12 protein-coding genes are annotated in these 14484 nt (G+C 42.5%); 3 read left to right on the top strand and 9 right to left on the bottom strand.

The features are described from left to right. Positions 1-158: 158 nt before the first annotated feature. Together F955_RS09835 and F955_RS09830 are read right to left on the bottom strand one after the other, a co-directional pair. Positions 159-1691 carry a pyridoxal phosphate-dependent decarboxylase family protein gene (locus F955_RS09835; RefSeq protein WP_004894021.1) on the bottom strand — a complete coding sequence of 511 codons (1533 nt, stop codon included), beginning with the start codon at positions 1689-1691 and terminating at the stop codon, positions 159-161. Positions 1692-1694: 3 nt separating this feature from the next. Further along, complete coding sequence (locus F955_RS09830) at positions 1695-3068, bottom strand: diaminobutyrate--2-oxoglutarate transaminase (RefSeq protein WP_004894020.1); 1374 nt, start codon at positions 3066-3068, stop codon at positions 1695-1697. Positions 3069-3543: 475 nt separating this feature from the next. Here F955_RS09830 and F955_RS09825 point away from each other — a divergent pair, with 475 nt between their 5' ends. Both F955_RS09825 and F955_RS09820 read left to right on the top strand, forming a co-directional pair. After that, on the top strand, positions 3544-4248 hold the full coding sequence (locus tag F955_RS09825; protein ID WP_004894017.1) for an SIMPL domain-containing protein: 705 nt from the start codon (positions 3544-3546) through the stop codon (positions 4246-4248). A 164-nt stretch (positions 4249-4412) separates the two neighbouring features. After that, the gene (locus tag F955_RS09820) at positions 4413-5009 is read left to right on the top strand and encodes a phosphatase PAP2 family protein (protein WP_004894014.1); all 597 of its coding nucleotides are present in this window, start codon (positions 4413-4415) and stop codon (positions 5007-5009) included. A 61-nt stretch (positions 5010-5070) separates the two neighbouring features. Here the strand turns inward: F955_RS09820 and proB are convergent, their stop codons facing one another. Next, positions 5071-6204 (bottom strand): glutamate 5-kinase, encoded by a 1134-nt coding sequence (gene proB, locus F955_RS09815; RefSeq protein WP_004894012.1) that lies wholly within the window; start codon positions 6202-6204, stop codon positions 5071-5073. Between the two features lie 27 nt (positions 6205-6231). Continuing rightward, complete coding sequence (cgtA, locus tag F955_RS09810; protein WP_004894010.1) at positions 6232-7437, bottom strand: Obg family GTPase CgtA; 1206 nt, start codon at positions 7435-7437, stop codon at positions 6232-6234. A 273-nt stretch (positions 7438-7710) separates the two neighbouring features. Here cgtA and F955_RS09805 point away from each other — a divergent pair, with 273 nt between their 5' ends. Continuing rightward, positions 7711-8913, top strand: coding sequence for an MFS transporter (locus F955_RS09805; RefSeq protein ID WP_004894007.1), 1203 nt, complete (start codon positions 7711-7713; stop codon positions 8911-8913). Between the two features lie 500 nt (positions 8914-9413). On the opposite strand, the gene F955_RS09800 is transcribed toward F955_RS09805, so the two are convergent. From F955_RS09800 to rarD, 5 genes are all read right to left on the bottom strand, one after another. Beyond that, a complete protein-coding gene (locus F955_RS09800; protein ID WP_004894002.1) occupies positions 9414-9788 on the bottom strand; it encodes a winged helix-turn-helix transcriptional regulator in 375 nt (124 codons plus the stop codon). A gap of 185 nt (positions 9789-9973) precedes the next feature. Continuing rightward, positions 9974-11431, bottom strand: a complete 1458-nt coding sequence (locus F955_RS09795; RefSeq protein ID WP_004893999.1) for a glyceraldehyde-3-phosphate dehydrogenase — start codon at positions 11429-11431, stop codon at positions 9974-9976. 444 nt (positions 11432-11875) lie between these two features. Next, positions 11876-12034, bottom strand: a complete 159-nt coding sequence (locus tag F955_RS16870; RefSeq protein WP_004893995.1) for a hypothetical protein — start codon at positions 12032-12034, stop codon at positions 11876-11878. Further along, positions 12028-13464: a hypothetical protein gene (locus F955_RS16865; protein ID WP_004893993.1), complete on the bottom strand. Its 1437-nt coding sequence runs from the start codon at positions 13462-13464 to the stop codon at positions 12028-12030. The genes F955_RS16870 and F955_RS16865 overlap by 7 nt, the downstream gene beginning before the upstream one ends. A gap of 81 nt (positions 13465-13545) precedes the next feature. Beyond that, positions 13546-14484, bottom strand: coding sequence for an EamA family transporter RarD (gene rarD, locus F955_RS09785; RefSeq protein WP_004893992.1), 939 nt, complete (start codon positions 14482-14484; stop codon positions 13546-13548).

Below are 14484 nucleotides of genomic sequence, written 5' to 3'. Positions count from 1 at the left end.
TATGTAAAAAATTTTGTGTTTCTTACAAAGAATTTCTTTTTTTACCACAATTTTGATGCATGAATAACCACTATTTAAATTTGATCTAGAAACAAATAATCTTTGTTGAAATATAAAAAAAGGAGACCAACAGGCCTCCTTTTTCACACCACAATCACTTATGCAATTGGTGGTGTATAAGTACCGTCAGCGATGGAATCCTTGATTCGATCCGCTTCTGCAAGCACCAGTGCCAGCAGGTTCTTCACGTTTTCAAGTGTTGCCACCGGACTTAAAGTCGTCATTTTCAGAGATTGAACCTGACCGACTTTAGTTACACCAATGTTCGCTTCACCACGCGCAAACAGTTCATCTGCCACGTTCTGGTTCAGGGCATCCACAAACTCAGCTGGATAACCTGCTGGAACCACACGGAACAATACTGATGCAAACTGCGGCTCAACCAGAAGTTCCAGACCATCCGTTGCCTTGATGTAGTCTGCCACTTCACGTGTCAATTTCACGCCATGATCAATCATTGAACCGTAAAGCTCTTCACCCAAGGCTTCAACCGTCATCCACAACTTCAACGCATCGAAACGACGCGTGGTTTGCAGTGACTTCGATACCAAGTTCGGAACGCCGTGCTCTTCATCATAAGCAGAGTTTAAATACTCCGCTTCATAATGCATGAAACGATAGTTCGCTTCATCTTTCAGCAAGAACGCACCACATGAAATCGTTTGGAAATAATGCTTGTGGAAATCCAATGTGATCGAATCAGATAACTCAATCCCATCCAGCATAGAACGATAGTCATTGGATAGAATCAGTGCGCCACCCCATGCCGCATCGATATGCATCCACGCGCCATATTTATTGGTGATTTCACGAATTGCTTTCAATGGATCAATCGCGCCCGCATCGGTTGTACCTGCGGTTGCTACCACACATGCGACGATTTTGCCTTCAGACTGAAGATGCGCCATGGTTTTTTCCAGAGCATCAACATCCATCTGTGCATTTTCATTTACAGGAACAGTAACTACTGACTGGAAGCCCATACCCATCATCGCCATGTTCTTTTGCACAGAGAAGTGCGCATTTTCAGAACAGATGACTTTGACGTTACGCATCGCGTCCGCAGGGATACCATCACGCTGAACCGACCACGGATTGCCGTTTTCGTCTTTCCAGTTTTTCGCGATGCAGGCATCACGCGCCAGCAATACACCCATCAGGTTCGACTGTGTACCACCTGAAGTAAATACACCCGCCTGACCTGAACCATAACCAACCTTTTGACGTAGCCAGTCGATTAACTGCACTTCCATCAAAGAACCCGCTGGGCTTTGATCCCAAGAGTCCATTGACTGGTTAGTCGCATTGATCAGCACTTCCGCAACCTGGCTTGCCACCATGGTTGGACAGTGCAAATGCGCTAGAGAATGAGGGTGATGTACTTTCAAGCTTTTGTTAAGGAATAGCTCAACCATACGCTCTAAAGACTTTTGAAGACCCAAACCATCTTTAGAAGGGTTGAAAGCAATTGCGCTACGCAATTCCTTGATGCTGCCACCCGTGTACATTTTGTCATTTTGCAACCATGCTGCAACCGCTTCGGTCGCCTGGTCCATCGCTGACTCATAGTCAGCGATAGATGCAGCATCATTGCAGAGTAACGCTTTACGATGTTCTGCAAAATCTACCATAAATTACGCGCCTCGAACTGCGACTAAAGCTTCAGCAACCGCTTTCTTGAAGCGAACCAGAACTTCTTCACACTCTGCCTGAGTAATAATCAATGGGCAAAGCAAACGGATCACTGTACCGTTACGACCACCTTTCTCAAGCAACAGTTTGTTGTTGAAACAAGCAGTCTGGATCGCTGCAGCCAATTGACCATCAGCAGGTAAAGAACCCATATGGTCGGCAGGTTTACGTTCGTCTACAATTTCAACACCGATCATTAAGCCACGGCCACGCACGTTACCGATACATGGGAATTCAGCAGCTAGCTTTTTCAGTTCAGCTTGCAGGAAATCACCACGTTCTTGTGCGTTTTGCGCCAGATTTTGCTCTTTAATGGTATTGATGGTTGCAAGACCTGTACCCATTGCCAGCTGGTTACCACGGAATGTACCGGTATGGCCAGCAGGTTGCCATGCGTCGAACTTACGTTTAATACCCAGTACCGCAAGTGGCAGGCTACCACCCACGGCTTTAGACATCACCACCACATCAGGTTCGATACCCGCGTGTTCAAATGCAAACATTTTGCCTGAACGTGCAAAGCCCGCTTGAACTTCATCAAGAATCAATACGATGTTGTGTTTTTCAGTCACTTCACGGATTTTCTGTAACCATTTTACTGGTGCTGTTACCACACCGCCTTCACCTTGAATCGCTTCAAGAATCACAGCTGCTGGCTTCGTTACACCGCTTTCAACATCTTCAATGAAGTTTTCAAAGAAGTAAGTTAAAGCGTCAACACCCGCTTCACCACCTAGACCCAATGGGCAACGGTATTCATGCGGATAAGGCATGAACTGAACGCCTGGCATTAAACCATTCACGGCATTCTTCGCAGACAGGTTACCTGTCATGGCCAATGCACCATGCGTCATACCGTGATAGCCACCAGAGAAGCTGATCACTGAACTACGACCGGTAAAGGTTTTGGCAAGTTTAATCGCTGCTTCTGTTGCATCTGCACCAGATGGGCCACAGAACTGTAAGCAATATTCTTCTTTACCACCTGGAAGGTAGGAAAGAAGAGCTTCAGTGAAAGCATCTTTTAAAGGAGTGGTTAAATCCAGGGTATGCAGTGGGAGACCGCTTGCAAGCGTATCCTGGATACTTTGAATCACCGCAGGATGATTATGGCCCAAAGCCAATGTCCCTGCCCCAGCTAAACAATCAAGGTACTCAGTACCTTCAACATCGGTAACCCAGCAACCTTGTGCTTTCGCTATCGCTAACGGTAATTTACGTGGATAACTACGCACATTCGATTCCATCTGACTTTGGCGAGTCAAGTAGTATTCGTTTGTGGAATTGGTGGCAGGGTTTACAGAAGTAACGCTCATATCGAATTACCATCTCTGATATGGGTTGAAAGAAATAAGTCTGGTGACGTTTGGTCCTTTGACTCGGTGCTTTATAAGATTTTAGTTAGCCATAATCTTAGTTAACTAACTTAGGAGGCGGATGATACCGAATTTTTCAGGAAAATAAATAACTTTCAACTCAATTTACCTGAAAATTTATCGAAAAAAAATATCATGCCTGTCTAAGCTCTAAATTATCATCTTAACGTGTGACAAAGGAAAGAAAAGCAGCTTCTTTTATACTTTTTTGTAGCCTTTCAGAAAAGTTTGCAATTATTTTAATAATGCATTAATAAATATATAATTTTTAAAATAATTAAACTTTAAAACTACAGAAAAAATAATCAAAAACTTAACACTCTTACCACAAATATTTCGCAAAAAGAGCACAATTGAGATTTAATATCTGAGGATCAGCCAAGATGGCTAATTTTAAGAAAAACAGGAAGAAAATATGCGCCTCCTAGCATTGTCCAGCCTTATACTTGCAGGCACCTTGGCGAGTACTGCATTTGCAGACCAAAATGAGCCACTGAATTATAATATTATTAATATTTCAGCAGAGGCCAGCCGCGATATTTCCAATGACCTGATGCATGCCAATTTATATGTAGAAAAATCCAATAAACAGCCTGCTGAGCTTGCAGCGCAAATTAATCAACTCATGAACCAGGCCATCAATGCCGCAAAGAAATATCCGAGTGTGAAAATTGAAACCGGTTCACAACACACTTATCCAGTCTATGACAATGACAACCGTAAACTCAGAGAGTGGAGAGCTCGTGCTCAGGTGCGTATTGAATCGACTGACTTCAAAGCGGCTTCACAGCTAATTGCCGAATTGCAGCAAAACTTCCAGACTGAATCAATTAACTTTACAGTATCTGAAGCAAAACGTAAGAAAGTTGAAAATGAGCTGATGCTGGAAGCATCCAAAAACTTCCAGCAACGTGCACAAAGCCTGGCTCAGGCTTGGAACAAAGCTGGATATCAACTGGTAAATATGAATATTAACACCAATAATTCAAGCTACCCACCGGTTCCACGTATGGCAATGGCCAAAGCGGCTTATGCAGAAGCAGCTATTCCAGATCAGGAAATGGCAGCGGGTGAGTCTAAAATGACTGTGAGTGCCAATGGTTCGATTCAGTTTAAATAAGTGTTAGTAAAAGTATTCTGATTTTAAAAACCACCCTTTTGGGTGGTTTTTTATCACCTGAGGTTACTTTAAAAAATCAACGCTACAAATTCATACATACTTCGGTATAAATACCACTTTAATCGGTTTAGAGTAACCGACATTTGTATCAATCCTCTTACCTTATGTCCCTTGATCAACCCAACTTATATCTGTTTCATCTTTTTAATGCACCTGATCACGCTTCAATATGGATGATCAACTATGCCTGTCTAATTGCACATGATTTGGTGTATTTATTCCTGCTGATCTTTGCCATAGCTTGGCTACGTGGCAATCGTGAAGTGAAAACCGTGATTATCAAAGCCTTTATCTTCACTGCGATTACCTTATCCATAAGTGAAGTTTTATCTGCTGTGTTGAATACGCCTCGTCCATTTGTCATGGAAATTGGTCATACCTTAATTGAGCATGAAGCCACAGGTTCTTTTCCCAGCAACCATATGAGTATTTTTAGCGGGATTGCCTTTGCCTATTATTTCTCAGCACAACGTGATTTGGGTCGAATCCTACTCTGGACTGCCTGGCTGGTAGCTTGGTCGCGGATCTATGTCGGTGTACATTTTCCAATCGATATGGCGGGAGCTTTCCTAATTGCACTTGTTGTAAATCTGGCTGGCTTATCACTCTGGTGGAAATATCAGGAAAAACTGATGGATTTTATCCTGAGTATTTATCAGTTCCTGTTTGCACCTTTAATCAGGATGGGTTGGATTAAATAAATCTAATGAAAATGCCATAAAAAATCCCGCTCGAAAGCGGGATTTTTTACATTTCTTTAACTTAATAGATCGACATATGATTGCGGTGAATCATTTCCAGTGAACGGGCTTCACCAAGGACTTGATGCACTTTGTCTGATGCTAGACCTTTGACGATCTCAGCTGAACGTGAACTAAAGTTCACACGTCCGACCGCAATACGGTGACCTTGTGTATCGACACATTCCACCACATCACCACGCTCGAAATGACCTTCAACTGCTTTAACGCCTACCGGTAACAGACTGCGGTGATTTTCTTTAATGGCCTTAACAGCACCATCATCAATCACCAGACGACCTGCCGTTTGCAAATGCGCTGCCAGCCATTGCTGATGTGCAGTAACACGATCATCATCAGTGATGAATAAAGTGCCCAACATTTCACCCGTCATAAGACGCGATAAAACGCAGTCACTGTCACCACTGGCAATCAGCGTTGGACAACCCGACTTCGCAGCCAGACGTGCAGCGCGGACTTTGGTTAGCATGCCGCCACGACCAAATTTTCCACCACCGCCAGCCATATCAAACAGACTCTCATCCATCGCACGTACGGTATGGAACAGTTTGGCATTCGGATTAGAACGTGGGTCCGAATCAAACATGCCTTCCTGATCGGTCAGGATAATCAGCAGATCCGCATGCACCTGACCTGCCACCATGGCAGCCAAGGTATCATTATCACCAAAGCGGATTTCATCGGTAGAAACAGTGTCATTTTCATTAATCACCGGAATCACACGCCATTCAATCAGGTGCTGCAAGGCATCACATGAATTGAGATAGCGGCGACGATCTGCCAGGTCATCATGGGTTAATAGTACCTGAGCAGTCTGGATCTGGTGTTTATCCAGCACGCTTGACCAGGTATGAATAAGCCCCATCTGACCAATGGCAGCGCAAGCCTGAAGACTGGGTAGATCGGTGGGTCGATTCTCTAGTTTCATTCGAACCATACCTTCAGCCACAGCACCTGATGACACCAGAATAATCTCGTGTCCTGCATTGTGTAGATCTGCGATTTGTCCCGCCCAGTGCGAGATGGCATCTAAATCTAAACCTTGCCCGTTTGCTGTGAGTAAAGATGATCCGATTTTAACAACGATTCGTTTACAACCCTTGAGCTGACGTTGCCCATCTACCACTTCTATCATCTTGTCCTCAGACTTATCTTTAAAAGATTAACGTACGTAATATACTTCTACGTCGCTGTCGTCATCATCTTCATCATCAAAGTCATCGCCACCCAGACGTTGAGCGCGACGCATTTCACGATAAGCTTCTTTCGCAGCAATCGTTTGTTCACGTGTTTCAGCTTCCAGCTGATCACGGAATGCTTTCATTTCTGCTGCATATTCTGGATCTTCAACTTCACGTTCGCGTTGCTGTTCGATTTGATCCATCAGGTAGTACACAACGTCTTTTGTCCCTTCTGCCGTTAAGCCAGAAGTTTTAAAGACAGGGCCTTCCCACTGTAATTCTTCAAGAATATGGTTACACCATTCGTCACGTGTTTCTTCTGCTAACTGGTCAACCTTGTTCAGAACCAATACCACAGGCAATTTAGAAAGCGTTGGCGAGAATTTCTCGAGCTCTGCAATAATTGCTTTGGCATTGTAAGCAGGATCTGAACCATCAATCGGTTGTACATCGACAATGTGTAGCAAAATGCGTGTACGTGCCAGGTGTTTCAGGAAGCGAATACCCAGACCCGCACCTTCAGCAGCACCTTCGATCAGACCTGGAATATCAGCCATCACAAATGAACGGTAACGATCCGCATCCACAACGCCCAGATTTGGCATCATTGTGGTAAATGGATAATCTGCCACTTTCGGTTTTGCAGCAGATACTGCACGGATAAAGGTTGATTTACCTGCATTAGGCATACCCAGTAAACCAACATCTGCAAGCACTTTTAGCTCCAGACGGATTTCACGGAATTCACCTTTAACACCATGGGTACACTTACGTGGAGAACGGTTAGTCGACGATTTGAAGTGGGTATTACCCAAGCCACCATCACCACCTTGAGCAACCAATACCTTTTGACCGTCTTCGATCAGGTCACCAATAATGTCGCCAGATTCACTATCTACAATAGTTGTTCCTACAGGAACTTTTAAAATAACTGATTCGCCACCACGACCAGCACAGTTTGCGCCAGCACCGTTTTTACCACGTTCAGCGCGAAATCTACGGGTATAACGATAATCTACAAGGGTACTCGTGTCGTCGTCAGCCTGAACATAAATGCTGCCGCCACGACCACCATCACCACCATCTGGACCACCAAATGGTACGAACTTTTCACGGCGAAAACTGGCTACGCCATTGCCACCGTCGCCAGCCTCTACGGTAATGACTGCTTCATCAACAAAGCGCATATTGCCAATCCTCTAAAAACTTTAAAACCGCCTATTCTGCCATATTTTAAAGCATTTCTCGACTACATTTATGCACTATTCCATGAAGATCGCTCATTTCAAGGGTAATTTCATTCAGCTTGTCTCAAAATACAAAACAGTCTGAAAAATATTCAGACCTATAAAAATTCAAAATATAGTTTTTAAAGCTTAATTGATCGTTTTTTATTATTTCTGATTTGGCATCGAGCTGCCTATAGTGCTCAACGTCGAAAAAAAGCCCATGGTATAGCTATGACCACAGAAAAGAATTCTGTCAGCCCATTGTCATCACAATTTGTATTACTTATGGCAATGGCATGTGGTCTCTGTGCCGGATCGGCTTATTTTAATCAGCCCTTGATCTATTCAATCGAGGAAAGTTTAGGAATTACAACCAGTCAGGCTGGCTTAACGGTAGTGATCGCCCAGATTGGATACGTACTGGGCTTAATGCTGTTAGTACCATTGGGAGATTTCCTGAATAAACGCAAGCTGATTCTCAGTCTGATGGTCTTTGCAGCCATTTCGCAGATTCTGCTTTCATTCAGCACGACTTTATCAACGCTTTATGTATTTACCTTATGTGCGACATTTGGCGCAATCTCGGCTCAGGTTTTAATTCCTTTTGCTTCTACGATTAGTCCACCTGAATCCAGTGCCGCCATTGTCGGCAAACTGATGAGTGGCTTGGTGATGGGAATTATCCTGTCACGTACTTTTGCCGGATTTGTTTCGACTTACTGGTCTTGGGAAGGTGTGTATCTATCAAGTGGCATTATTACCCTGCTGTTTGCAATCTTAATGTGGAAAAAACTACCCAATACTCAACCGCAAGCAGGTTTAACCATTGGCGACATTTACCGCTCTCTATTCATTATCGCTAAACAGAATCCACATCTGATTCGTCGAGCTTGTGCCGGTGCCTTGGCTTTTGGCATTTTATCCATGATCTTTACTTCTATGACTTTCGTCTTAGGCAATGCCCCATATTACTTTACTGACTTTGAAATTGGATTGTTCGGCTTACTCGGTGTTATTGGGATTTACTCATCGAGCTGGTCAGGTCGAACTGTCGGTGCAGGTAGGGAAAATCTGGTCGCTATGCTTTGTATTAGCCTGATGCTGCTTTCTTGTATTCCGTTATATTTTGCTCAGCAAAATATCTTGGTGTATGCAGTTGGTGTATTGATGGCATATTTTGGTTTGACGGCATTTCACGTGCTCAATCAGAATTTGGTATATCGGATTGATCTGAAATCACGTTCTCGTATTAATGCGGTGTATATGACGATTTACTTCAGTGGTGCAGCTTTAGGCTCATTAGGTGCAGTGTATGCCTGGGAGCACTTTGAATGGGTTGGTTGTGTGGTAATTAGCCTTGTTTTCTCGATTGGGATTTTGCTGATTGATCGGTGGGATTTTAGGAAGATGTTTGAGACAAAAATTTCATCTTAATTGACCTCTCCTTAACCCTCTCCTTTAAGGAGAGGGAAATTTATTAATTTTTTTTAATTCCTTTTTACCGCTTTCGTCACTTATCAGCTCTTTTAAAACCAAACACTCTTTTTTAGAAAAATACAATCATCGTCAAATAGATGAGTTGTCTTTTTTAAATGATCATAATTATTATCACCAACTAAAACTATATTTTTCAATATATTATATTTATTCTCCACCTTAATTAATTGCATCAATATACTTATATTGTTGAAATATAAGCTCTGTACTTTTTTGTTTTTTCAACTTGTATAAATTACAAACACCTCTATAGGTGCAAACATTGTCGCCGACCAAATCAAAAGATTTGTTGCGGTAGACTTATCTTCTACAAAAATTTGTATCAGCTCATAAAGAGCAATACTGATCGCACATAAAATCCCATAGATCGCCAATTAAAGTAGCAACCAAATTTTATAGCTTTTTCATTTATTGCTTCCCCAAAAGCAATTTAGCTTCTATTTTGCAACACGTTCTTTATTTTCTAAAATCTCCGGCAGACTACGCTCTAACCAGCCAATCAGATAATTTATTTTTTCTGCGGCCTGTGAACCGGTAATGGTCAACTGATATTCCACTTTTGGTGGTACAACAGGATAGACTGTTCTTAAAATGAACCCGTCCTGCTCCAGCATTTTTAAAGTCTGGGCCAGCATCTTTTCACTCACCCCTTCAATGCGCTGTTTCAGCTCACTGAAACGATGTACGCCATCACTTAAGCAACGTAACACCAGAATCGACCATTTATTGGCTAAGTGTTCCAGTATTTCACGTGAAGGACATTCCGTTGATAAAACCTGACCCAGCAATTTACTGATTTCATAAGCTGACATAATATTTCTCTTAATTTATAAACTTACTTTTCAGCATGTACTTTCATTTAGAAAGTTATCAGATCAAGAATTCATCAGCAAGGTAATATTCAAATTAATATTCCATTTCAATCCAAAAATTAAACCTAAAAAATATGCAATAAAAAAGAGCCTCAAATGAGGCCCTTTTTTCAGCTCAATACTAATTATGCATTAGTTTCAGCAGGAACTTTTGGATAGCTTACGCCGCCCATTTGTTCAGCAATACGTAATACCTGGCAGCTATAACCTACTTCGTTATCGTACCAAACATAAGCAGTTAAGCGGTTGCCTGAAGTGATAGTCGCTTGCGCGTCGAATACACCTGCAGTACGTGAACCGATAAAGTCAGAAGATACCACTTCAGTCGAGTTGGTATAACCAATTTGACCTTGAAGGTTAGAATTGATAGAGATTTGGCGAATATATTCATTCACTTCATCACGATCAACTTCTTGACCCAAAGTCAGGTTAAGAATCGCAAGAGATACGTTTGGTGTAGGTACACGTACAGAGTTACCTGTCAGTTTACCTTGAAGTACTGGAAGCGCTTTTGCAACGGCCTTAGCAGCACCAGTTTCAGTAATTACCATGTTCAGTGTAGCAGCACGGCCACGACGATCAGCTTTGTGGTAATTGTCGATCAGGTTCTGGTCGTTCGTGAACGAGTGAACTGTTTCAACATGACCATTGATCACTGTGTACTTGTCGTTTAACACTTTCAGTGTTGGAGTGATCGCGTTCGTTGTACAGCTTGCTGCAGAGATGATTTTGTCTTCATCAAGGATGTCAGCCTGGTTTACGCCATAAACCACGTTCTTCATGTCACCTTTACCAGGTGCAGTCAGAATGACACGCGCAGCGCCCGGGCATTTCAGGTGTTGAGCAAGACCTTCAGCATCACGCCATTTACCCGTGTTGTCGATTACTAGTGCATTTTCGATACCGTATGCAGTGTAATCCACTTCAGATGGATTAGATGCATAGATCACTTTGATGAACTGACCGTTTGCAATAATTGCTTCGTTTTCTTCATCTACAGAGATCGTGCCAGCGAATGGACCATGGATGGAGTCACGACGTAATAATGATGCACGTTTTTCCAGGTCACCGTCAGATGATTTACGAACCACGATTGCTTTCAGGTTCAAGCCACGGCCTAGACCTGACTGGCTGATCATCAAACGTGCAAGAATACGGCCGATACGACCAAAACCGTAAAGTACAACGTCCTTACCTTCAACTGAAGTTGCATTGCCTTCAAGAGATTTCACAGCGTCAGCAACGAATGCGTTAACATCACCACCTTTTGCTTTGAATTCAACAGCAAGTTTGCCTAGATCAATTTCAGCAGTACCGATGTTGTCAATGTTCGCCAATGCTTCAAGGATTGGGAAAGTGTCTACAACAGAAAGCTCAACGTCCAATACGCGAGTACGACGATGCGCTTTAAGGATCTGGATTACAGAACGGTTAATTAAAGAGCGACCGTAAACTGTAGCTACGATATTTTTTTCACGATATAACTGACCTACTAGGGCAATCATACGCTCCGCGAGTTCTTCACGGTTTTTCCAGCGACCTTGGTGCTCTGCATGGAGGGCAACGATAGTGTCTTTGCTCACAGATACGTCCTCTAATTAATTGTAAATCTAAGCATAAATTTCAAAACCCCATAATTGTAATGGAATTGGCAGCAAGTTTGAATCAAAAGCTGCCAAAGTCCTGAGGAAAAAGGCCTATATTCACTATAAATTTTAAAAATAGTTGTAATTAGTCAGATGATTTTGCATTTAAAAATCGAAAAATAACATTTTTCAAGCTCTAAACCAGATTTTTGTTAAATGTTGTTTATTCACACAAATCTAAATCTCGAAGTTGACTGCATTTTCATGATCCAGTTGCAGCCTGCTGCCTGCTGAAAAATTCATATCCAGACTCATAGAAGCATTAAAGTTTTCTACATCAAAATCATCATAAGTTTCTGGCAAATGAATCAGTACAGGTAAACGGGTGAGACCATTATCCCCACAAGGAAAGGCATAGTGACGCTCAACTTTCTGGAAACTTTACAAACTTTCAAATTCTAGAAATACACTGCTGTTTTCATGGGTTCTTGGCACCTGAATAATTTCCAGGAACATACTACGTTTTAACTGCTGCAATTTATTCAGTGCTATTTCTATTGCCTCATCTGAATTATCTTTACGCCAAAGCTTTTTCAGCATGGATTTTTTTCATATTCGGCTTTCTGACGGTTCAACGTATTGATATATTTTTTCAGATCCCGATATTGCTGCACATTATCGGCAATTGTGGTTTGAATATCTTTAATCGGCTGCTGGGAACGCTGATGCATTACCTGCCATTCATTCCGGTTCATCGGAATAAAGGTTTCACCCTTACGCTTTTCCAGCAAACGGATAAATGCCAATAACTTATATTCGAAATTCTGGATATAGGAATTAAACATAAATCCTGGCTGAGCTTTGAAGTCCCAGTAATAGGCTAAAATTTCAGTAAAGATTTTATGTACATGCAAATAGAGATAAGCAAACTCTTCAATATGCGATAAATGATCACGAATCGCATCCCGCATTGGCAGCAGCAATTCCCGCGTCAGAATTTCCTCCAACTGCTTCAAATGGCGTTGCGCCACAACATCGGCATTCTTTTCAACCACCTGAACCGGTTCGACCAGCAGAGGCAATAACTTTAGTTCAGAGACCTGCTCCAGATTATGCACAATGTCCCTGACGTCCAAATGGATCTGGCTTTGCAAGGTTACCATTCGCTGCAGCTGGGATTTCAGGGTCTCCACTACCTCTTCATTCATATCCTCTTTCAGATCCAGAACCAGAATATTCAGATAGACTTGACCTTCTAATGCACCTTTTTCTTCTATGAGGAAGCGACGAATAGAATACGGGTTTTGTTGTACATCCATCACAGGCGCAACGATAAATAAAAACTGTGAAGTGCGGACAATATCAAAATGACGGATTTGCTGTTCTTTAATCAGAAAATAACGGAATAGCGGATGTTGCATTTCCGCAGTCTGTTTTTTTAATAAAGGTTTATACCAGTAGCCCAACAACTGTTGCTTGATAAACACTTCAATAATGAAGCATTTAACCTGCTGTTCAGTGAGCTTACGTACGCCCTCGACCGGCTGTAATTGAAGACCACGAATAATTTCAGCAGCATTCGACAAGAAAGTACGACGTAGTTCCAGCTTTTCACGCTGCATCTGGAAGTTTTCATTGACTTCGATTTTATCAATCTGCTCGAGCACGTTTTCCAGGTAGTCGGCAACTTGCAAGCTGTCATTTAACCCGAGCAGGCTTTTCAAAGAGAGACCGAACGTGCTGGCATAATAACGCATCCGGTCATTCAGAAATTTTTGGCTTAAAGCTTCTACCGAATGATAAGCCTGATAACGGTATCGATTGGTTTCCTGATCCCAGAGAATTCTTTTTGGCTTTAAAATCTGAAAATCGATACTTTCCTTGAGCTCAGGCGAGATATCTGCCAGAACAGCTTTAAGCTCCCGCTCCCATTCTAAATCGAGGCTCGGCTCCGTTGGGATAAACGTGCACGTAACTGATATGGAATCGCAATCTGTGACATGTCTATCCCCTTTAAATATAACGAACATTCTTTTAAACAAAATGGTACATGAATTAGATAACATTTACGTCAAAATTATCTGACGAATATCACACTTATGCAAATAGCATTATTCATTATTTTTTTTGAGTTTTTCCATTTTTTCAGCTTTTTTTTCAAGTTCATCTTTTTTCAACTGCTGTTGTTTTAAATGCAATATTCCTTCCACAATCAGCACCATCACCGCTAGCCAAATCGGGATATAGGTCAGCCATTCTCCAGATTCTACCCGTTCCCCAAGTGCCATCGAGGCAAAAGCCAGTAACACTGGCTCCAGATAGCTCAGCAGACCAAAAATTACGAAAGGCAGATAACGGCTTGCCAGAATATAACTACCTAAGCCTAAAGCACTTAAGAAACCCAAACCCAACACTGCCAAGATGAGATGAGGGAAACTGACCATCAGCTTGAGAGAATCGCTATGTACAAAGCCCAGATAAAAAGCCACTGGCAGAATCAGACATAAGTCCCACCAGAATCCACCCAAGTGATCCGTACCAAAGCGACGGCGCAGGAAAAAATACAGTGGATAAGCCAAAGCTACATAGACCGTTTCCCAGGCAATAAAACCAATCCGCCAGATTTCATGTCCCACGCCTATTACCGCACAAACCACCGCCGCCATCTGCCAGGCAGACAGTTTTTCTTTATAGAGCACACAGCCAACCAGGACCATCACCAAAGGCAACAGGAAATAACCCAGCGACACTTGCAGGCCGCGACCATTAATCGGCCCCCATAAAAATAACCAGAGTTGGGTTGTACAAAGTAAAGAGCTGATAATTAACCAGATCAGAAACGTCGGCTGCTGTAGAATTCGCTTAAAAATACTGCTGATATGATTGAGATCACCTGACCACCACATAAACGCCGTCAGAAACGGGAGGGTCGCCAACATACGCCATGCAAAGGTTTGCTCACTGTCTAGTGGCTGCAAAAAAGGCGTGAAAATATAAAGCACACCAAAAACCAGTGACGCCAGCACTGACAGCGCGATCCCTTTATACAT

This window comes from Acinetobacter schindleri CIP 107287, from assembly GCF_000368625.1.
GTDB lineage: Bacteria > Pseudomonadota > Gammaproteobacteria > Pseudomonadales > Moraxellaceae > Acinetobacter > Acinetobacter schindleri.
The sequence above is the reverse complement of the archived record's forward strand: the minus strand, read 5'-3'. Positions and strand labels throughout refer to the sequence as shown.